The sequence below is a fragment of the Streptomyces sp. NPDC097640 genome, from assembly GCF_040302705.1.
In the GTDB taxonomy this organism is placed as follows: domain Bacteria; phylum Actinomycetota; class Actinomycetes; order Streptomycetales; family Streptomycetaceae; genus Streptomyces.
The window spans coordinates 350,996-370,883 of record NZ_JBEOSB010000001.1 but is presented as its reverse complement, the minus strand read 5'-3'; the positions used below and the strand labels follow the sequence as shown (position 1 = coordinate 370,883).

Annotated in this window: 18 protein-coding genes; 9 read left to right on the top strand and 9 right to left on the bottom strand. The window is 71.1% G+C overall.

Translation table 11 applies throughout. The features are described from left to right. Positions 1-28 precede the first annotated feature (28 nt). Positions 29-847 (top strand): SDR family NAD(P)-dependent oxidoreductase, encoded by an 819-nt coding sequence (locus ABTY62_RS01100; RefSeq protein ID WP_352127211.1) that lies wholly within the window; start codon positions 29-31, stop codon positions 845-847. A gap of 35 nt (positions 848-882) precedes the next feature. On the opposite strand, the gene pdxA is transcribed toward ABTY62_RS01100, so the two are convergent. Together pdxA and ABTY62_RS01090 are read right to left on the bottom strand one after the other, a co-directional pair. Then, on the bottom strand, positions 883-1,896 hold the full coding sequence (gene pdxA / locus ABTY62_RS01095; RefSeq protein WP_352127210.1) for a 4-hydroxythreonine-4-phosphate dehydrogenase PdxA: 1,014 nt from the start codon (positions 1,894-1,896) through the stop codon (positions 883-885). A 34-nt stretch (positions 1,897-1,930) separates the two neighbouring features. Then, complete coding sequence (locus ABTY62_RS01090) at positions 1,931-3,157, bottom strand: four-carbon acid sugar kinase family protein (protein ID WP_352127209.1); 1,227 nt, start codon at positions 3,155-3,157, stop codon at positions 1,931-1,933. A 356-nt stretch (positions 3,158-3,513) separates the two neighbouring features. Between ABTY62_RS01090 and ABTY62_RS01085 the strand changes: the two genes are divergently transcribed. The 5 genes from ABTY62_RS01085 (at position 3,514) to ABTY62_RS01065 (ending at position 9,526) form a co-directional block, all read left to right on the top strand. Further along, complete coding sequence (locus ABTY62_RS01085; RefSeq protein WP_352127208.1) at positions 3,514-4,494, top strand: aldo/keto reductase; 981 nt, start codon at positions 3,514-3,516, stop codon at positions 4,492-4,494. Between the two features lie 43 nt (positions 4,495-4,537). After that, positions 4,538-5,323, top strand: a complete 786-nt coding sequence (locus ABTY62_RS01080; protein ID WP_352127207.1) for an HpcH/HpaI aldolase family protein — start codon at positions 4,538-4,540, stop codon at positions 5,321-5,323. Then, positions 5,323-6,276, top strand: coding sequence for a phosphoglycerate dehydrogenase (locus ABTY62_RS01075; protein WP_352127206.1), 954 nt, complete (start codon positions 5,323-5,325; stop codon positions 6,274-6,276). Before ABTY62_RS01080 ends, ABTY62_RS01075 begins: the two co-directional genes overlap by 1 nt. 84 nt (positions 6,277-6,360) lie before the next feature. Beyond that, complete coding sequence (locus tag ABTY62_RS01070; protein ID WP_352127205.1) at positions 6,361-7,791, top strand: Nramp family divalent metal transporter; 1,431 nt, start codon at positions 6,361-6,363, stop codon at positions 7,789-7,791. A gap of 256 nt (positions 7,792-8,047) precedes the next feature. Beyond that, complete coding sequence (locus ABTY62_RS01065; RefSeq protein WP_352127204.1) at positions 8,048-9,526, top strand: short-chain fatty acid transporter; 1,479 nt, start codon at positions 8,048-8,050, stop codon at positions 9,524-9,526. Here ABTY62_RS01065 and ABTY62_RS01060 read toward each other — a convergent pair. After that, positions 9,505-9,786 carry an ACT domain-containing protein gene (locus ABTY62_RS01060; RefSeq protein ID WP_352127203.1) on the bottom strand — a complete coding sequence of 94 codons (282 nt, stop codon included), beginning with the start codon at positions 9,784-9,786 and terminating at the stop codon, positions 9,505-9,507. The two genes, ABTY62_RS01065 and ABTY62_RS01060, sit on opposite strands and share 22 nt — an antisense overlap. Positions 9,787-9,917: 131 nt before the next feature. Between ABTY62_RS01060 and ABTY62_RS01055 the strand changes: the two genes are divergently transcribed. The 3 genes from ABTY62_RS01055 to ABTY62_RS01045 all read left to right on the top strand — a co-directional run bounded on the left by ABTY62_RS01055 (position 9,918) and on the right by ABTY62_RS01045 (position 13,789). Further along, positions 9,918-10,379 (top strand): Lrp/AsnC family transcriptional regulator, encoded by a 462-nt coding sequence (locus ABTY62_RS01055; protein ID WP_352127202.1) that lies wholly within the window; start codon positions 9,918-9,920, stop codon positions 10,377-10,379. Positions 10,380-10,432: 53 nt separating this feature from the next. Further along, complete coding sequence (locus tag ABTY62_RS01050) at positions 10,433-11,413, top strand: formylglycine-generating enzyme family protein (RefSeq protein ID WP_352127201.1); 981 nt, start codon at positions 10,433-10,435, stop codon at positions 11,411-11,413. A gap of 108 nt (positions 11,414-11,521) precedes the next feature. Next, a complete protein-coding gene (locus tag ABTY62_RS01045) occupies positions 11,522-13,789 on the top strand; it encodes an arylsulfatase (RefSeq protein ID WP_352127200.1) in 2,268 nt (755 codons plus the stop codon). A 72-nt stretch (positions 13,790-13,861) separates the two neighbouring features. Here ABTY62_RS01045 and ABTY62_RS01040 read toward each other — a convergent pair whose 3' ends face one another. From ABTY62_RS01040 to ABTY62_RS01015, 6 genes are read right to left on the bottom strand one after another with little or no spacing between them, the layout of a single operon-like run. Then, the gene (locus ABTY62_RS01040) at positions 13,862-14,659 is read right to left on the bottom strand and encodes an SDR family NAD(P)-dependent oxidoreductase (RefSeq protein ID WP_352127199.1); all 798 of its coding nucleotides are present in this window, start codon (positions 14,657-14,659) and stop codon (positions 13,862-13,864) included. A gap of 5 nt (positions 14,660-14,664) precedes the next feature. Next, positions 14,665-16,167: an aldehyde dehydrogenase family protein gene (locus tag ABTY62_RS01035; protein ID WP_352127198.1), complete on the bottom strand. Its 1,503-nt coding sequence runs from the start codon at positions 16,165-16,167 to the stop codon at positions 14,665-14,667. Positions 16,168-16,169: 2 nt separating this feature from the next. Continuing rightward, a complete protein-coding gene (locus ABTY62_RS01030; RefSeq protein ID WP_352127197.1) occupies positions 16,170-17,003 on the bottom strand; it encodes an ATP-binding cassette domain-containing protein in 834 nt (277 codons plus the stop codon). Continuing rightward, positions 16,996-18,036, bottom strand: a complete 1,041-nt coding sequence (locus ABTY62_RS01025; RefSeq protein WP_352127196.1) for an ABC transporter ATP-binding protein — start codon at positions 18,034-18,036, stop codon at positions 16,996-16,998. The genes ABTY62_RS01030 and ABTY62_RS01025 overlap by 8 nt, the downstream gene beginning before the upstream one ends. Next, positions 18,033-18,926: an ABC transporter permease gene (locus ABTY62_RS01020; protein WP_352127195.1), complete on the bottom strand. Its 894-nt coding sequence runs from the start codon at positions 18,924-18,926 to the stop codon at positions 18,033-18,035. Before ABTY62_RS01020 ends, ABTY62_RS01025 begins: the two co-directional genes overlap by 4 nt. Next, on the bottom strand, positions 18,923-19,873 hold the full coding sequence (locus ABTY62_RS01015) for an ABC transporter permease (protein WP_352127194.1): 951 nt from the start codon (positions 19,871-19,873) through the stop codon (positions 18,923-18,925). The genes ABTY62_RS01020 and ABTY62_RS01015 overlap by 4 nt, the downstream gene beginning before the upstream one ends. Positions 19,874-19,888: the final 15 nt, after the last annotated feature.

Here is a 19,888-nt window from a genome sequence, read left to right as displayed (position 1 = left end):
CGTTCCGGAAATGACAAGAGGTAGGGGCATGAGGACGATCGTGATCACCGGAGGCACCGACGGCATGGGGGCGGCGCTGGCCCGCCACTTCCTGAGCGCGGGTGACCGCGTCGTGGCGATCGGGCGAAGCCGCGCCAAGTTCGACGCGCTGCTCACGACCGTGACGGGCGACGACCGGTCAGCGAAGCAGCGGGCGGAGTTCATCGCGGCCGATCTGTCGTCGGTCGCCGACAGCCGCCGCGTGGTCGAGCACCTGCGGGCGCACCACGAGAGCATCGACGCACTGATTCTCGCCGCCTCCTTCATCCGGCAGCGTCGACACACCACGGCCGAGGGGCATGAGGCCTCCTGGGCGCTGTTCTTTCTCTCCAAGTACCTGTTCGTCACGGGGCTCGCCCCGCTCCTCCGCGCGGCTGAGAGACCGGTCATCGTGAACACGGCCGTTCCCGGAGCGCGAGCCGGTGCGATCGACTTCGACGACCTCGAGATGCGCGAGGGGTTCACGTTCACCAGGTCCAACGCGCAGCAGCGCCGCGCGAACGAACTGCTCGGTCTCCTGGCCACCGGCGAGAATCCGGGCCTCGCCTACGTGACCTGGGGTCCGGCTCGGCTGGTCCGTTCCAGCTTCGCCGGCGACGTCGGGAAGGGCATGAAAATCGCCGCCGCGGTTCTCGGGAGGCTGCTGGGCCAACGCCCGGATGCCGCGGTCGGACCGATCATCGACATCGTCGACGCCCCGGCCCCCGGAAGGGCCGCCTACCGCGGCGCCAAGAAGCGCACGCTCACCGTCGGCGACCACGACGACAGGGACGCCGCGCGCCTGGCAGCGGCGGTCGGGGACGAGTAGGCGCGGGCGGCGCGGTAGCTGCGGGGGACGGCGGTTCAGGCGGGCGGGGCGGGCGGCACCGTAGCCATCTCGGCCGCCTGGCGCAGCGCCTCGACCATGCTGCCGGCCTCCGCCGTGCCCGTTCCGGCGATGTCGAACGCGGTGCCGTGGTCGACGGAGGTACGGATGACGGGCAGGCCCACGGTGAGGTTGACGCCCGCCTCGATGCCCAGGACCTTGACCGGGCCATGGCCCTGGTCGTGGTACATCGCCACGATCAGGTCGTAGTCGCCGCGTGAGGCGAGGAAGAAGGCGGTGTCGGCGGGGAGCGGACCCCGGGCGTCGACGCCCTCGGCGCGCAGCTTCTCCAGGGCCGGGACGATCTTCTCGCCTTCCTCGCCGTAGCCGAACAGGCCGTTCTCGCCCGCGTGCGGGTTGATGCCGCAGACGCCGATGACGGGGTTCGGGGTGCCGGCCCGGACCATCGCGTCGTGGCCGCGGCGCACGGTGCGCTCGACGAGGCCCGGCTCGATGCGGTTGACGGCGTCGATCAGGCCGATGTGGGTGGTGACGTGGATGACCTTCACCTTCTCGGTGGAGAGCATCATCGAGACCTCCTCGGTCCCGGTCAGGTGGGCGAGGAGTTCGGTGTGGCCGGGGTAGATGTGGCCCGCGGCGTGCAGGGCCTCCTTGTTGAGCGGTGCGGTGCAGATGGCGTGCACCTCGCCTGCCACGGCGAGTTCGGCGGCCCGCTCGATGTACGCGTACGCGGCGCCGCCCGCGACCGGCGACAGCTCGCCCCAGGCCAGGTCGGCGGGGAGCAGACCGAGGTCGACGACGTTGACGCGGCCGGGCGTGAACTCGGCGTCGCGCGGGTGGTCGACGGCGGCGATGTCGCAGTCCAGGCCGAGGATGCGGGCGGCCTCGCGCAGCCGCAGGGCGTCGCCGATGACGACGGGGCGGCAGCGGGTCAGGACGGCGTCGTCGAGCAGCGCGGCGACGACGACCTCGGGGCCGATGCCGGCACCGTCGCCCATGGTGACGGCGATGAGCGGGAGGGCGGTGGGCATGAGAGCAACTCCTACGCGGATGGGGGGGGCGGGGTCAGGAGGCGGCCAGTCGGGGCCGTAGCGCGACGGCGATGCGCAGCAGCGAGTCCTCGGCGCCGTAGCTGCCGGGGCGGGTGACGACGTGGCGGCCGTCGGGGGTGCGGGAGTGGACGGCGCCGTGGTGGATCTGGCCGAGCGGCTCCAACTCCCGTATGCCCAGGGCGTCCAGGGTGGTGCGTGCGGTCTCGCCGCCGGTCATGACGAGGTCGGGGCGGCCCGGGTACGCGGCGGCGAGCGCGCCGAGGGCGGTGCTGAGGGCCCGCCCCGCGCCGGGGCGCGGGCCCGACGAACCGTCGATGGACAACACGGTCAGGGCGGGCGCGGCGCCATGACTCGGCAGACGGACCGTGCCCGCCGCCAGGTCGGCCGGGTCCAGCGGCACATGGTGCGCGCCGACCGCGGTGAGCCGCGCGATCTGCGCGACCGCGCCGGGCTCGGCGGTCCCCACGACGAAGAGCAACGGAGTGCCGTCCCGGGTGGGAGCGGGCGGGGGTGCGGCGGCAGCGGGACGCGGCAGCGCGCGCCCGAGCGCGGCCGCCAGGCCACCGCTGCCCAGGAGCCGGAATCCGGGGCCGAGCCGCAGCGCCGCCGCGGCCACCGCGTCCAGGTCCGCGTCAGTCTCGGCGTCCGGAGCGGGGTGCGCACCGGATGCGGCGATCCGCCGGAACTCCGCGTCCAGCGCGGCGGGTTCGGACCGTACGACGTCGAGGGGGACGGTATGGACCGGCAGACCGGACAGCGCCTCGGGCAGCGAGCGGGGCGCGGACGCGCGTTCCGCGCGCCAGCCGTCCGTACGGTGCAGCGGAACGCCGTTCACATGCACCACGCCGCCGGTCACGGTGCGCCGGGCCACGGGCAGCGCGGGGGCGATGACGACGGCCTCGGCGCCCTCGGCGTAGGCGGCGGCCTCCGCGGCGAGATGGCCGCGCAGCTGTGAGTCGACCTTCTTGTAGAGCAGTCGGGGCGGACCGGACCGCGCCGCGCGCAGCGCCGTCCGCACGGCCTCTTCCGCGTCGGCGACCGGCAGGTGGCGGGTGTCCAGGTCCACGACGAGATCGTGCGCGGCGGCGGTCCCGGCCACATCAACGGCGCTGAGCGACAGTCGGATGGGACCGCCGAGCGCGCAGGCGGTCTCCGCCGTGCCGGACAGGTCGTCCGCGAGCGCGACGACGTACGGCGGTACGGGCGGCGAGACGGATGGACGTGGGGGCGGGGAAGCCACGGGTCGAACCTCCTTGGGCGTGCCGGCAGGGGGCAACCCGGTAAGGATCATGACACAAGTTGCGTGAAGCGCGCGAGGCCCCTTGCGCGAATTACGCAGCCGTGCGAGCGTTCCCGTGGCGCCGACGGCCGTCACCCGCGGACCGCGTCGCCCTCGTGGACGCGACGCGTACCGGCTTACACAGCACATCGCGCCGAGCAAGGCCGTAGCGCAGCGCAGCCGCCGGAGACCACCACGGCGACCGGTCGAGGCCGCGCAGCCGTACGGCCCCCTCCGCGATGCGCACATCACGCATCAGAGCGCGCATGAGCACAAAACCGCACCACCCGCACGACCCGCCCCGGAAGGAACCCGCCGTGACCGCCGGCCTTGAACTCCCGCACGTCCCCGTCCCGCTGTCCCGTCTCGTCCTCGGCACGATGACGTTCGGCGACACCGCCGACCGCGCGACGGCCGCCGCGATGGTCGACGCCGCGCTCGACGCGGGCATCACCGGCGTGGACACCGCCAACGGGTACGCGGGCGGCGAGAGCGAGCGCATCCTCGCCGAGTTGCTGCCCGGCCGCCGCGACCGGGTCGTGCTCGCCACCAAGGCCGGCATCCCGCACCCCGACCAGGGCGAGCACGCGCCGCTCTCCCCCGAGGGCCTGCGCGCGGCGCTCGACGGGAGCCTCGAGCGCCTGGGCACCGACCACGTCGACCTCTTCTATCTGCACCAGCCGGACCGCGCGACACCGCTCGCCGAAACCCTGGCGGCCGTCGCCGAGTTCGTACAGGCGGGCAAGGTTCTCGCCCTCGGCGTCTCCAACTTCGCCGCCTGGCAGATCGCCGAGCTGAACCGCGTGGCCGACGAGGTCGGCGCGCCCCGCCCGGTCGTCGCCCAGCAGCTGCACAATCTCCTCGCGCGCCGCGTCGAGGAGGAGTACACCGAGTTCGCCGCCGTCACCGGGCTGCGCACGATGGTCTACAACCCGCTCGGCGGCGGCCTGCTCACCGGCCGCCACAGCTTCGAACAGGCCCCGGCGGGCGGGCGTTTCGGGGACTCCAAGCTGGCCGCGATGTACCGCGACCGCTACTGGAACGAGGATCTGTTCCGCGCCGTAGCCGACCTCACCCGCATCGCCGCCGACGCGGGCCTGCCGCTGACCGACCTGGCGCTGCGCTGGCTGCTGTCGCGGCCCTCCACCGACGCGCTGCTGCTCGGCGGCTCCAAGGTCGAGCACCTGAAGGCCAACATCGCCGCCGCGGCCGCGGGCCCGCTGCCCGCGGACGTCCTGGCCGCCTGCGACGAGGTCGGCGCCCGCCTGCGCGGCCCGATGCCCGCCTACAACCGCTGATCTCACCGCCCACCCCCATCGCTATCCCACAACGGAGACAAACATGGCCACCGGCCGCACGTCCGCCGAGTTCACCGCCGCACTGCGCAACCGCGAGCAGCTCATCGGCTACTGGTCGCTGCTCGACTCGCCGATCGCCGCCGAGCGCCTCGCCCGCATCGGCTACGACTATCTGGCCTTCGACGCCCAGCACGGCCTCTTCGGCTACCAGGGCATGCTGAACAACCTCCTCGCCACCGACACCAAGGGCAGCACCGCCGTCGGCATGGTGCGGGTGGAGGCCAATGACCTCACCTACATCGGCAAGGCGCTCGACGCGGGCGCCACCGCCGTGATCGTCCCGCTGATCGACAACGCCCAGGACGCCGCCGACGCCGTCGCCGCCGTCCGCTATCCGCCGCTGGGCCGCCGCTCGTACGGCCCGATGCGGGCCCAGCTGCGCATCGGCCCGAACCCGGCCGACACGCACGAGCAGACCGCCGTCCTCGCGATGATCGAGACGGCCGACGGCCTGGCCAACGTCGAGGAGATCTGCGCGACCCCCGGCCTGGACGGCATCTACGTCGGCCCGTCCGACCTGCGCCTGGCCATCGGCGGCGCGACCTCCACCGACCCTGCCGTGCAGGATGAGTTCGAGCAGGCCCTCGCCCGCATCCGCAAGGCGGCCGAGGCGGCGGGCATCGCGGCCGGCATCCACAACGCCGACGGCGCGAGCGCCGCCCGCCGCCTCGCCGAGGGCTTCACGTTCGCGACGGTCTCGGCCGACGTCGTGCACCTTCAGCAGGTCGCGACGTCCCACCTGGAGGCGGCGCGGGGCGGGGCCCGCTGATGCCGACCACGCTCATCACGACGCCCACCTTCGCCCGGCACTCGGCGCGCCCCTGGCAGATCCTGGAGGACGCCGGGGCGGGTCCCCTGCGCCCCTACGAGGACGTGGCGCTGCCCACCGCCGAACTCCTCGAGTACGCGGCCGGAGCGGACGCGTTGATCGTCGGCATGGACCCGATCACCGCCGAGGTGATGGACGCCGCGCCCGGCCTCAAGGTGATCGCCAAGCACGGCGTCGGCGTCGACACCATCGACGTGGCCGCCGCCCACGCCCGCGCGATACCGGTGGTGTGCGCGCCGGGCAGCAACTCGCGCGCGGTGGCGGAGTACACCTTCGGCCTGCTGCTGTCCGCGACCCGCTCCCTCACCGCCTCGCACACCGCGGTGGCGGCGGGCGGCTGGCCGAAGCTGTTCGGCCCCGAACTGCACGACAGGACGCTGGGGATCGTGGGCTTCGGCCGCATCGGCCGGCTGCTGGCCGGCTACGCCCGCGCCTTCGGGATGGAGCTGCTCGCCCACGACCCGTACGTCTCCGACGCCGACGTCCGTGCGCACGGCGCCGAACCGGCCGCGCTCGACGCGCTGTTGGCGCGCGCCGACGCCGTCAGCCTGCACACCCCGCCCGATCCGTCCGGCGCCCCGCTGCTCGACCGCGCCCGCCTGGCGGCGATGAAGCCGGGCGCGATCCTGGTCAACGCCGCGCGCGGCGGCCTCGTCGACGAACGCGCGCTCGCCGAGCTGCTCGGCTCCGGGCACCTCGGGGCCGCGGCCCTCGACGCGTTCAGCACCGAGCCGCTGCCCGCCGGCCACCCGCTGCGCGAGGCCCCGCGCACCCTCCTCACCTCCCACATGGCCGCCTGCACGCCCGAGGCCAACCAGGCCATGGGCGCGATGGTGGCCGAGGACGTCGTCCGCGTGCTGGCGGGCAAGGAGCCGCATCACCAGGCGCGCTGAGACACCACCCCACACACCCCCGCCACCGACCCCTGTCCCCGTTCCGGATACCGGCGACGACGCCGGAAGCCCTAAGGACCTGATATGGCCACCACGACCGACGGCGCCACGGCGACGCCGCCGCCACCCGCGCAGATCGATCCGTACGCGCTGCGCGCCGAGGACGCCCGCCCGGCCCCCGTGACCTTCCGCGGCCGAGTGCGCGAGCTCGGCCCCGGTCTCGTGCTGTCCGCCGCCGTCGTCGGCTCCGGTGAGCTGATCACCACCACCTCGCTCGGCGCGAAGGCCGGGTTCGCGCTGCTGTGGCTGGTGATCGTCTCGACGGCGGTCAAGGTGTGGGTGCAGATGGAGCTGGCCCGCTGGACGATCCTCAACGGCCGCCCCGCGCTCGACGGCTTCCGTGACGTCGGCCCCCGGATCGGCCGGCTGAGCTGGATCAACTGGCTCTGGATCGGCATGGACTTCGCCAAGATGTTCCAGCGCGGTGGCATCATCGGCGGCACCGCGGCGGCCTGTTCGATCCTGCTGCCGATCCACGGGGCGGCGCTGAGCACCTCGTCCCTGACCATCTGGGCCCTCATCGTCACCGGCGCCGCCATCCTCATCCTCCAGACGGGCAAGTACCACGTCGTCGAGCGGGTCGAGGTCATCGGCATCACGCTCAAGACCGTCATCACCGTCGGCCTGGCGCTCGCCCTGCCGTTCACCGCCTTCGGGTACGGCACCGAGCAGTTCGCCGACGGGCTGAGCTTCCAGATCCCCGCGGGCACGATCGGCATCGCACTCGCCATGTTCGGCATCACCGGCGTCGGCGCCGACGAGATGACGACGTACACCTACTGGTGCATGGAGAAGGGCTACGCCCGCTGGACCGGCCCCGACGACGGCACCGAGGAGCGCGCCCGGCGGGCCGAGGGCTGGCTCAAGGTCATGCGGCTCGACGTGGGCGTCTCCTGGATCATCTGCACGGTCTGCACCCTGTCCTTCTACGTCATCGGCGCCTCGGTGCTCCATCCACAGGGCCTGGTGCCCGAGGGCAACGGCATGATCACCACGCTCTCGCACATCTACACCGACACGCTCGGCCCCTGGGCCGAGTACCTGTTCCTGGCCGGTGCGATCGCCGTCCTCTTCTCGGTCACCGTCGCCTCGTCGGCCAGCGTCCCCCGGCTGTGGACCAACACCCTCGGTCTGCTCGGAGTGATCAACTGGAAGGACATGCGCGTGCGCACGCGCACCATCCGCATCCTCACCTGCTGCCTGCCCCCGGTGTGGATGTGCATCTTCCTGTGGGTCCAGTCCCCCGTCCTGATGGTGCAGATCGGCGGCATCGGCGGTGGCATCTTCCTGCTGGCGGTCGTGGTCGCGGTCTGGCGCCTGCGCTACACCGGCGTCCCGCCGCGGTTCCGCGCCAACCCCTGGCTGACCGCCGCCCTCGTCCTGAGCAGCGCGGCGATCCTCTTCCTCGGGGTGTACGGGGTGCTCGACACCCTCGAGCTCACACCCGGCAGCTGATTCCGGGGGCGAGTGCGCGCGGCCCGGCGGCCGCTCACCACCATCGGCGAGGACCTGGCCAGGCGCCAGGTCCTCGCCGATGCGTTTGCGGGACGGCGGTACCGGGGCCGTGGATGTTCTCCCATGGGCATGTCCCACATGGTGCGGCGGCAACCCGTGTGCGGATTCCCCATTGCCGTGTTCAACCGCCCCCCATCAGGATCTTGCGCGCGCACCCCGCCCCGCGAGGGCGAATTCGAACGAACGGGAGATCCGTATGGCCGCGAACCCCCTCAAGACGTCGGAAGCGGAGGTGAGCGGCAAGGAGACCTGGCTTGCCCGGCTGGCCTTGCGGTTCACCCGTTTCTCCGAGAAGTGGCTGCCGGACGCTCTCGGCTTCGTCCTGATCGGCACCTTCGTGGTCTTCGCCCTGGGGCTCGTCTCAGGGGAGAGCCTGCTCGGCAAGCCGAGCGACCCGGAAGCGACCAGCGGCTTCGGCCTCGTGGACGCCTGGGGCAAAGGGTTCTGGTCGCTCATAGAGTTCACGCTCCAGATGGCGATCATCGTCATCGCGGGCTACGCGGTCGCGGTCTCGCCGCCGATGGCCCGCCTCATCGCCCGGCTCGCCGCCGTGCCCCGAACCCCGCGCGGCGCCATCACGTTCACCGCCGCCGTCGCCATGGCCACCTCCTATGTGAACTGGGCCTTCAGCCTCGTCTTCACGGCCATCCTCGCCAAGGAGATCGCCCGCCGGCTGTCCGGAGTCGACTACCGCGCCATCGGAGCCATGGCCTTCCTCGGCCTGGGCACCGTATGGGCCCAGGGTTTGTCGGGATCGGCCGCGCTCCAGGTGGCCAGCGCGACCTCCAGCCCGGCCGCCGTGCAGAAGATCATCGCCGAGGGGCGGGGCAGCGGGGTCATTCCCCTGACCGACACCATCTTCCTCTGGCAGGGCATCGTGGCCACGGTGATCGTCTTCGTGGTGGCGGTCACCATGGCGTGGTTCCTGGCCCCGTCGCCGGAGCGGGCGATGACCGCGGAGCGGCTCGGCATCGATCTCGGGCCCGCGCTCCGCACCAAGAGCCCGGACTCCCGGCGCAGCCGCCCCGGCGAGTGGGTCGAGTTCAGTCCGACCCTCACCATCGCGCTCTTCGTTCTGGGTGTCTGGTATCTCGTCCGCCACTTCGCCCAGGCCAAGGGCAATCCGCTCAACGCGCTCGATCTCAACACCGTCAACCTGATCCTCATCCTGCTGGCCCTCATCCTGCACTGGCGGCCCGTCCACCTCGCCCGCGCCTTCAGGGAGGGAGCACCGGCCGCCTCGGGCGTGTTGCTGCAATTCCCCCTGTACGGCGGCATCTTCGGGATGATCGCCTTCACCGGGCTGCACCAGACCATCGCGGACTGGCTGGTGTCGGTGTCGAACGAGTACTTCTACCCGGCCCTCATCGGTGTCTACAGCTGTGTGCTCGGCGTGTTCGTGCCCAGCGGCGGTGGCAAGTGGGTGGTCGAGGCGCCCTACGTCCTCGGGGCGGCCAACGAGCTGCACGTGAACCAGGGCTGGATGGTCGTGGTGTACGACCTCGGCGAGGCCAGCGCCAATCTGCTCCAGCCGTTCTGGATGCTGCCCACCCTCGCGATCCTCGGCCTGAAGGCGCGCGACATCATGGGCTACACCTTCGCCATGTTCCTCGCGCTGTTTCCCACGGTGCTCGTCCTCGTGACGTTGCTGGCTCAGACCCTCACCTTTCCCTGACGGATCGAAGCGGCGTCGGCGAGGCGCACGACCCTGACGACGTCGGGTGACCGGTTCAGGAACTGGACGAGCTGCTGCAACCTGATGTCGTCCGCCGTGTCCACTTCGATGGTGATCGTCCGCAGCCCGTCGACGGGCGCGGCGACATCCATGGTGACCACGTCGAACTGGCGATGGGCCAGGATCGAGGCGACCCGGGCGACCGTCAAGGGCATGGCGGCGACATCGAGTCGCAGCAGTGGTGGTTTCGCGGCTGACATGCGGGACACGGTTCCAAGGGCCGGATCCGTTCACAACAAGGGTGCGCACAGCGATGCGCGGCACGCTCCGATCGAGCAGTCCGTCCAGGTCGGGAGTGGGCGTTGCGGTAAGTGCTGCTTACACTTGTGGCATGTCGGCACCCGTACATCTCGACTCGGTCGATCTACAGATCCTGGAGTTGTTGCGAGCCGACGGGCGGCGCACCGTTCGCGATATCGCGCGCCTGGTGCAGCTCACACCGGCGCCGGTCCGTCGGCGCATCGCGCGCCTCGAGGAGTCGGGTGTCATCACCGGCTACACGATCACGACGGATCAGGCCAAGCTCGGTCAGGGCCTTCAGGCGGTCACCGAGCTGCGCTTCACCGGCGACACGGACATCCACGACATCGTGGAGTTCGCGTCGACGCTGCCGGAGGTCGACGAGGTGTTGACGCTCACCGGCGACGTGGACGCATTGGTCCGGTTGCATGTCGACAACGTCGACGACCTTCAGAAGGTGGTCAATCGTCTGCGTCGTAAGGGCGTCGGTGTGCTCCAGACGAAGACGCTGATCGTCATCGCCTCCTGGCAGCGGGGAACTCCCGTGCCCTGAGGTCGATGGTGTGGTCAGTCGCGTGAAAAACACCAGCCGCGGTCGGAGGAGCGATGTCAGGCGCGTGTTGCGCCCCCACGCCAGGGGGCGACCGGAAGAACCCCGAGCCCCCCGCCGTTCGGCCCCAGGCCTCGGAGCGGGACCGGGCACAGGGGCTGCGCGCCATGCTGCGCATCCCCGGAGGGACGTATCTGATGGGGGGCGATGACGCCGACGCGTTTCCCGAGGACGGTGAGGGCCCGGTTCGGGCGGTGCGGCTGTCGCCGTTCCTCATCGACGCGACCGCCGTCACCAACAGGCAGTTCGCGGCGTTCGTGCGCGACAGCGGCTACCGGACCGATGCCGAGCGCCACGGCTGGTCCTTCGTGTTCTACGCGCTCGTCCACCCCGGTGCCCGGCACCTGGTGCGCGACACGGTGCAGCAGGCGCCCTGGTGGCTCGCGGTCGAGGGGGCGTGCTGGCAGGCCCCCTACGGGCCGGGGTCGTCATGGACCGATCTTTCGAACCACCCTGTCGTCCATGTGTCCTGGCGCGACGCGTCCACCTACGCGGCATGGGCGGGCAAGCGCCTGCCCACGGAGGCGGAGTGGGAGATGGCGGCGCGTGGCGGTCTGGAACGGGCCCGCTTCCCCTGGGGGGACGAGCTGCTGCCCCGGGGGCAGCACCGCTGCAACATCTGGCAGGGGCGGTTCCCGCGGGTCAACACGGGCGAGGACGGATATCTGGGCACCGCGCCGGTCAAGACCTACCGGCCCAACAACCTGGGCCTGTACAACACCTCGGGCAACGTGTGGGAGTGGTGCTCCGACTGGTGGAGCACCACATGGCACGCCGCCGAGCGCCCGGAGACCCGCCGGGACCCGGCCGGACCGCTCAGCGGGGAGGCGAAGGTGATCCGCGGCGGCTCCTATCTGTGCCATGAGTCGTACTGCAACCGCTACCGCGTGGCCGCGCGCACCTCCAACACACCTGACAGCAGCACCGGGCACATGGGGTTCCGCTGCGCGGCGGACCTGCCCCGGGCGGGCCGGTAGGCGAACCGCCGGATGGTTGACACCACTACAGGAGCGGGTGAAACTTACGCTCGGACTACTGGTAAGACCAGTTAACCTGAGCCTTCCTTGGTCAAAGGAGCTTCCTGGATGACCACCGCCTCTCCGTATCCGCCGTCCGAGAGCGGCACCTTCCAAGGCAGGATCGGCACCACCTACGAGGAGTCGACTCCTTGGTGGCCCGATCAGCAGACGCTCCCCGCGGACACGCCCAATGTCGTGGTCATCGTGCTCGACGACGTCGGCTTCTCCGACCTCGGCTGCTTCGGCTCGGACATCGACACCCCGGCCATGGACGCCCTTGCCACCGACGGCCTTCGCTACGCGAACTTCCACACCACCACGCTGTGTTCGCCGACCCGAGCCTCCCTGCTGACCGGCCGGAACCACCACTCCGTCGGCATGCGCATGCTGTCCAACTTCGACACCGGCTTCCCCAGCGGTCGCGGACGGATCACCAAGGCCGCCGCGATACTGCCCGAGGTGCTGCGCGACAGCGGCTTCAACACCATGGCCGTGGGCAAGTGGCATCTGGCGCCGATGGAGCAGACCACCGCGTCCGGGCCGTACACTCAGTGGCCGCTGTCCCGCGGGTTCGAGCGCTACTACGGATTCCTGGAAGCCGAGACGGACAGCTTCTATCCGGAGCTGTTCCACGACAACCACGCCGTGGATCCGCCGAAGAGCCCGGAAGAGGGCTATCACCTCAGCGAGGACCTGGCCGACCGGGCGATCGAGTTCGTCCGGGACCAGACGTCCGTCACTCCCGAGAAGCCCTTCTTCCTGTATCTGGCGTTCGGCGCGGCGCACGCCCCGCACCAGGCCCCCCAGGAGTACCTGGACAAGTACCGGGGCCGGTTCGACCATGGCTGGGACGCCGAGCGCGCCACCCGGCACGCCCGCCAGATCGAACGGGGCATCCTGCCACCCGGCACCGATCTGGCGCCGCGCAACCCCGGGGTCGTGCCCTTCGACGAGCTGTCGGACGACGAGAAGAAGCTGTCCGTACGCCTCCAGGAGGCCTACGCGGCGATGCTCGACCACACCGACCACCAGATCGGCCGGCTCATGGAGTTCCTGGAGCGGATAGGTCAGATGGAGAACACCATCACCATCCTGCTCTCGGACAACGGGGCCAGCCAGGAAGGCGGGCAGAAGGGTTCGCTCAACCCCACGGCGTTCCAGAACAGGATCCCCGAGGACCTCGACGAGATGGTCGCGCGGATCGATGACATCGGCACCACCCGCGCTCATGCCAACTACCCCTGGGGCTGGGCACAGGCGGGAAACACGCCGTTCAAGCGCTACAAGCAGAACACCCACGAAGGCGGTGTCCGCTGCCCGCTCATCGTGCGGTGGCCCCGGGGGCTGCCGCGCACCGGTGAGATCAGGCAGCAGTTCCACCATGTGTCCGACATCGCCCCGACCCTCTTCGAACTGCTCGGTCTCCAGGCGCCCTCGGTGTACAACGGCATCCCGCAACTGCCGATCCACGGTGTCAGCATGGCCTACACCTTCGGCTCGCCGACCGCGCCGACGCGCAAAGAGGCCCAGTACTTCGAGATGTTCGGACACCGCGCGATCTGGCACGACGGCTGGAAGGCCGTCGCCTACCACGAACGCGGCACATCGTTCGACGCGGACCAGTGGGAGCTCTACCACCACGACAGCGACTTCTCGGAGTGCAACGACCTGGCGCAGGCGCGGCCCGAGCAGCTACAGAAGATGATCTCCCGCTTCTGGGTGGAGGCGGGAAGATACGACGTGCTGCCGCTGGACGACAACGGATTCGCCTACCGGGCGAAGATTCCGCGTCCCGGCTCCCCGCGCAGGCGCACCACCTTCACCTACTACCCCGGCATGGCTCATCTGCCCATCGCCGCGGTGCCACCCGTGATGAACCGCGGACACCGCATCACCGCGTACGTCGACCGCGCCACCGCGTCGGACGAGGGTGTGCTGGTGTCCCTGGGCAGTATCAGCAGCGGATACGTCCTGTACGTCAAGGACAACCGGCTGGTCTACGAGTACAACTTCCTCGGCACCCGGTACGCGGTGACCTCGGCGGAGGAGCTCCCGGTCGGCCCGGCGGAGCTGACCTTCGAGTTCGTCAAGACCGGTGACATGCGGGGCACCGGACACCTGTATGTGTCGGGCCGGCCGGTCGGCTCCGAGGCCATTCCGCGGGTCCTGCCGCACTTCCTGGGGTGGCAGGGCCTCGACGTCGGCCGGGACACCCTGTCGCCCTCCTCGCCCAACTACGACGGCGAGTTCGCGTTCACCGGAGCGTTCGAGAAGGTCGTCTTCACGGTCGCGCCGGACGAAGAGGGCACGGAGCCCTTCGAGCGGATCGACTGACGCCCTCCGCCATGCGACTGGGAGCGACGCGGAGCCCTTCGGGGCCCGCGTCGCTCCCATTTGGTCGTCCGGTCAGTTGGGCGGCGTGTAGCGTCCGTCGATCGCCGTCCAGCCTCCGTCCACGAACAGCTGGCTCCCCGTGACGAAGGACGACGCGTCCGACGCGAGGTAGACGACCGCGCCGGCCAGCTCGTCGGGCCGGGACCAGCGGCCCAGGGCGCTCTTGGTCGCGTAGGCCTCCGACCACTCAGGCACGGCCTTGATCTGCGTGGTCAGCGGAGTGTCCACGATGCCCGGGGCGATGGTGTTCACCCGCACACCGGACGGGCCCAGTTCGGCCGCCGCGGTCCGCGCCAGCTGGACGAGGCCCGCCTTCGTGGCCGCGTACACCCCCTGCCCCGGCTCGACGGCCACCGCGCGGATCGAGCTGAAGCCGATGATGCTGCCCCTGCCGCGTTCGGCCATGCCACGGCCGAACGCCCGCACCAGGTCGAAGGACGCGCGCAGATTGAGCGCCACGACCCGCTCGAACTCCTCCGCCGTGTAGTCGAGCAGGCGCTTGCGCACGTTCGTCGCGGCGGTGAAGACGAGCACGTCGACGGGGCCCAGCTCCTCGGCGGCGCGCGCGACCGCCTCGCCGTCGAGCACGTCCAGGGCGTACGGGACGAGGCCCGGCCCCATCGACGCCGACTCCGTGGCCGCCGTCAGATCACGGTCGGCGCAGACCACCTCGGCGCCGTGCGCGGCGAGCGCCAGGGCGCTCTCGCGGCCTATTCCGCTGCCCCCGCCCACCACGACGGCCTTGCGGCCGTCGAGCCTGAACAGGCGGGAGTACGCGTCCACCGCATCGGTGCGGTCCTCTGCTTGCATGGTCCTCACGGTTTCGTTGTCGTCGGACGGATCACTGCCATACGGGTCACGGTGAGCTCTTCGATGGCGAACCTGGGGCCCTCCCGTCCGGCGCCGGAGTCCTTCACGCCGCCGTACGGCATGACGTCGGAGCGGAAGCCGGGCACCTCGTTCACCACCACTCCACCCACCTCCAGGCGGTCGAGAGCGGCGAACGCCGTATCGAGGGCGCTGGTGTAGACGCTCGCGTGCAGTCCGTAGCGCGAGTCGTTGACCAGGTCGAACGCCGTGTCCAGATCGGGGACGGAGCGCACCGCCACCACGGGGCCGAAGACTTCCTCGTCCCAGACGGGCAGGCCACGGTCCACATCGAGCAGCACGGTGGGCTCGATCACCCCGTCGGTGACCCTGCCTCCGGCCACGAGCGACGCCCCCGCCGCCACCGCCTCCTCCAGCCACGCGCGGACCCGTTCGGTCGACCGCTCGTCGATGAGTGCCGAGACCCTCGTCGCCGGATCGCGGGGATCGCCCACGGCCACCTGGGCCACCCGCTCCGTCAGGCGGGCCACGAACTCGTCGCGCACGGCGTCCACCACGATGACCCGCTGCACGCTGATGCACGCCTGGCCCGACGCGTAGTACCCGCCGCGCACCACCGCGTCGGCGGCGGCGTCGAGGTCGGCGTCGGCGGCGACCACCAGGGCGGCGTTGGAGCCGAGTTCGAGCAGCACCTTGGTGGGTGCCGCGTCCCGGGCGATCCGGTGGCCGACGGCGGCGGAGCCGGTGAAGGACACCGCCCCGATCCGGCGGTCGGTGGTCAGCGCGACGCCCACCTCGGGGCCGCCGGTCACCAACTGCACCGCGGCCTGGGGCGCGCCCGCGGCGCGAAGGGCCTCACGGAGGAGGTGCACCAGCCACAGGGAGGCCAGCGGCGTCTGTGGCGCCGGCTTGGCGATGATCGGGCAGCCGGCGGCCAGCGCCGGCGCGATCTTGTGCGTGACGAGCAGCAGCGGGTAGTTGAAGCCCGCGATGCCCGCCACCACGCCGATCGGCTTGCGGATCCAGAAGCCGAGCAGCCCCTCCCCCGACGGCAGCAGGTCAAGCGGCACCGTCTCGCCGTGCAGCCGGGCCACTTCCTCGGCCGCCGTCAGCAGGGTCAGCAGGGTGCGATCCACCTCGACACGGCAGTCGACCAGCGGCTTGCCGGTCTCCAGGACCAGGAGCCGCTCGAAGTCCGCGCGCCGGGAGGCGAGCGCGTCGTGCGTCGCGATCAGCGCCGCCCTGCGGGTGTGCGAGGGGAGCCTGCCGACCTGTTCGCGGACCGCGACGGCCGCGTCCACCGCGCGGCGCGCGAGGTCGGTGTCCCCGACCGGGGCCCGCGCGACGAGCGTCCCGTCGTAGGGGAAGCGGACGTCCTCGGCGGCGGGTGCCGCCACCCAGCTGTCGCCGATAGGCAACCCCGTCGGGAACTGGGGGAACTCCAACACCTGGGCGCTTTCGCCACCGGCGGGTTCGACGTGGGTCGTCACGGTCAGTACTCCCGGTTGAGGTCGGCCGCCGACACTCCGGACAGGGCCTTGCCCAGCGTCGGAACGGCGGCGATCAGCCTGCGCGTATAGGAATGTTGCGGATCCTCGTACACCTGCTCCGTGGGCCCGGACTCCACGATCTGTCCGCCGTTCATGACCGCGACCCGGTCGCACACATGGCGGACCACGGACAGGTCGTGGGAGACGAAGACCAGCGTGAGGGACAGCTCCTCGACGAGGTCGGCGATGAGGTTGAGCACCTGGGCCCGTACGGACACGTCCAGGGCGCTCACCGGCTCGTCGGCCACGATGATCTTCGGGCGGGGGGCGAGGGCACGGGCGATCGAGATGCGCTGCCGCTGGCCGCCGGAGAACTGGTGCGGATACCGGTCCGCCGCGTCGGCCCGCAGGCCGACGGCCTCGAGCAACTCGGCCACCCGCTCCCGGCGGTTCGGGTGCCCCTGTGCGACAAGCGGCTCGGCCACGATGTCGCCGACGCGCATACGCGGGTCCAGCGAACTCATCGGGTCCTGGAACACCAGTTGAAGCCGCTCACGGACGAACCCGAGCTGTCGCTCCCTGAGCCCGGTGATGTCCCGGCCGTCGATCGCGACGCCACCGCTGGTGGGGCGGTCGAGCCCGGCCAGAATCCGCAGCAGGGTCGACTTGCCACACCCCGACTCGCCCACGATGCCGAACCGCTGTCCCTGGGGGACGTCGAAGCTGACGCCGCGCAGGGCGTGCACCGGCGGGCTGGGGTGGCGCAGCGAGGTACGAGGACGGTGGTAGACGCGTGTGACGTCGCGGACGCTGATGGCGGTCGGCTGCTCAGCCACGGCCGGCCTCCTGGTTCATCGGTGTGCCCTTCGCGGGTGCGCGGCTCCCGGATGCCCGGCTCTCCGCCGGGTGGAAGCATGCGTAGCCGGAGTCCGGCCCGGTCGGGATCCATTCCGGCCTGGTGGCGCACGCCTCGGTCGCGTGGGCGCATCTGTTTCTGAAGACGCATCCGGCGGGGAAGTGGCCGGCCGGCGGCACCGATCCGGGGATGGTGGCCAGTCGGCCGCGGTCGTCGACCACGGTCAGGTCCGACGCGCCGATCAGGCCCTGGGTGTAGCGATGCCGAGGGCGGGTGAACACCTCCTGGACCGGGCCGGACTCGACCAGCCGCCCGCCGTACATGACCATGACCCGCTCGCAGGCGGTGGCCACCACGGCCAGGTCGTGGGTGATGAACAGCATGGCCGACCTGCGGTCCTGGACGCCTCGCACGATCAGGTCGAGCACCCGCGCCTGCACCGTGACGTCGAGCGCGGTGGTGGGTTCGTCGCAGACCAGGAGTGCGGGGTCGTTCGCGAGGGCGATGGCCAGGACCACCCGCTGCCGCTGGCCCCCGGAGAACTGGTGCGGGTAGGCCTGCGCGGCGGCCGCGGGGTCGGGGAGCCCCACCTGGGCGAGCAGTTCCACGGCGGCGGCCCGGGCGGACGCCCGGTCGGGCCTGGTCCGGTGGACCAGCAGCACCTCGGCGATCTGCCGCCCCACCCTCATCGTGGGGTTCAGCGCGGTCATGGGCTCCTGGAAGACCATGGCCATCTCCTTGCCCCGCACCCGGGACATCCGCGCCTCGTCGGCACCGACCAGATCGTGGTCGACTCCGGCGAGCCGCACCGAACCCGAGGCCCGGAGCCCTTCGGGGAGCAGGCCCATGACGCTGAGCGCGGTCAGCGACTTGCCCGACCCCGACTCGCCGATCAGGCCGACCCGCTCGCCGGCCCGGATCGTGAAGCCGACATCCTCGACGAGCTTGCGGCCGCCCACCGTTACGTCGAGGTTCCGCACGGCCAGCACGTCGCCGGCTACGTTGCCGGTCATCGGCGGTCCTCCAGCTTGGGGTCGAAACGGTCGCGGAGGCCGTCACCGAGCAGGTTGAATCCCAGCACCGCCACCGCGATCGCGATGCCCGGGAACACCGCGAGCCGGGGGGCCAGCGACAGCAGTTCCTGGCTCTCCTGGAGCATCCGCCCCCAGGACGGGGTGGGGGGCGGGGTGCCGAAGCCCAGGAAGGACAGCGCGGCTTCGGCGAGGACGGCGATGGCGAAGCCGACCGACGCCTGCACGATGACGAGACTGCTGACGTTGGGCAGGACATGCCGCACGGCGATCGCGAACGGCCCGCGGCCCGCCGCGCGCGCCGCGGTGACGTATTCGGTCTTCATGACCTGCAACGTGCCGCCGCGGATCAGCCGGGCGAAATTGGGGATGGACGCGATGCCGATGGCGACCATCGCGACCAGCGTGCTGGCGCCGTAGACGGCGGCGAACATGATGGCCAGCAGGAGCGCCGGGAAGGCGAGCAGCAGGTCGTTGGCGCGCATCAGCAGCTCGCCGAGCCAGCGGGGCGCCATTCCGGCGGCGATGCCGAGGGGCACACCGACCAGGGCGGCGACCCCCACCGCCACAAAGCCGACGAACAGCGTGGTGCGCGAGCCCACCAGGATCTGGCTGAACACGTCGCGGCCGAATTTGTCCGTGCCGAACCAGTACTCCAGCGACGGCTTCTCCAGCCGCGCCGAGGCGTTCACCAGGGTCGGGTCGTGCGGGGTCCACACGAAGGACAGCAGCGCCATGCCGAACACGACGGCGACGATGAGACCGCCCACCAGCAGGCTGCCCGTCACCGGGCGGCGCCGACGGCGGATGTCGGGCACAGCGGACGCGGCGGCCTTGATGTCCGGAGCGGACCTGGTGTCCGGAGCACTCATGACGCACCCACCCTGAGCCGCGGGTCGATCACCAGATACATGATGTCCACCAGGAAGTTCACCAGCAGCACCGCCATTGCGATGATCATGACCACGTCCTGCACCATGATGAGGTCCCGGTTGGAGACGCTGTCCAGCAGCAGGCTCCCGAGCCCGGGGATGACGAAGACCCGTTCGATGACGACGGCGCCCACGAGCAGCGTGGCGAGATGCAACGCCAGGACGGTGACCACGGGCACCGCCGCGTTCCGCAGGCCGTGCCGCAGCAGCGCCTGCGTCGGGCGGAGTCCCTTGGCACGTGCGGTGCGCAGATAGTCCTCCCGGAGGACGTCGAGCACGGCGCTGCGGACATAGCGGGTGAGCATGGCCGCCTGCACCAGCCCGAGGGACAGCGCGGGCAGCACCAGTTGCTTGAGGAACATGACCGGATCCTGCGCCGGGGGTGTCCAGCCGTTCGCCGGCAGCCACCTGAGCCGCACCGCGAACACGGTGATCAGGAGGATGCCCGCAAGGAAGGCCGGGACGGCCACGCCGACCTGGGACAGGGCCGAGAGAATGAGCCCGGACGGCTTGCGGTGCCGCACCGCCATGAGCGTGCCCATGGGGATCGCCAGGAGGCAGGCGAACGCCATCCCGGCGCCGACGAGCCACAGGGTGACCTGGAGGCGGTCGGCGATCTGCGGGCCGATCGCCGTCTGTGAGATGTAGGAGTTCCCCGGGTCGAAGGTCACCAGTCCCTTGACCCAGCTGAAGTACTGGACCACGAGCGGCCGGTCGAGCCCGAACTGCTCGCGCAGTTGCGCCACCGCCGTGTCCGAAGCGCTGACACCGAGGGCGACGCGGGCCGGATCCCCTGGCAGCACCGCCATGAACGCGAACACCAAGACGGAGCTCACGACAAGGCTGGCCAGGAGGATGCCGACCCGCTGCACCAGACGGACGATCATCGGTTGAGTCCGCCT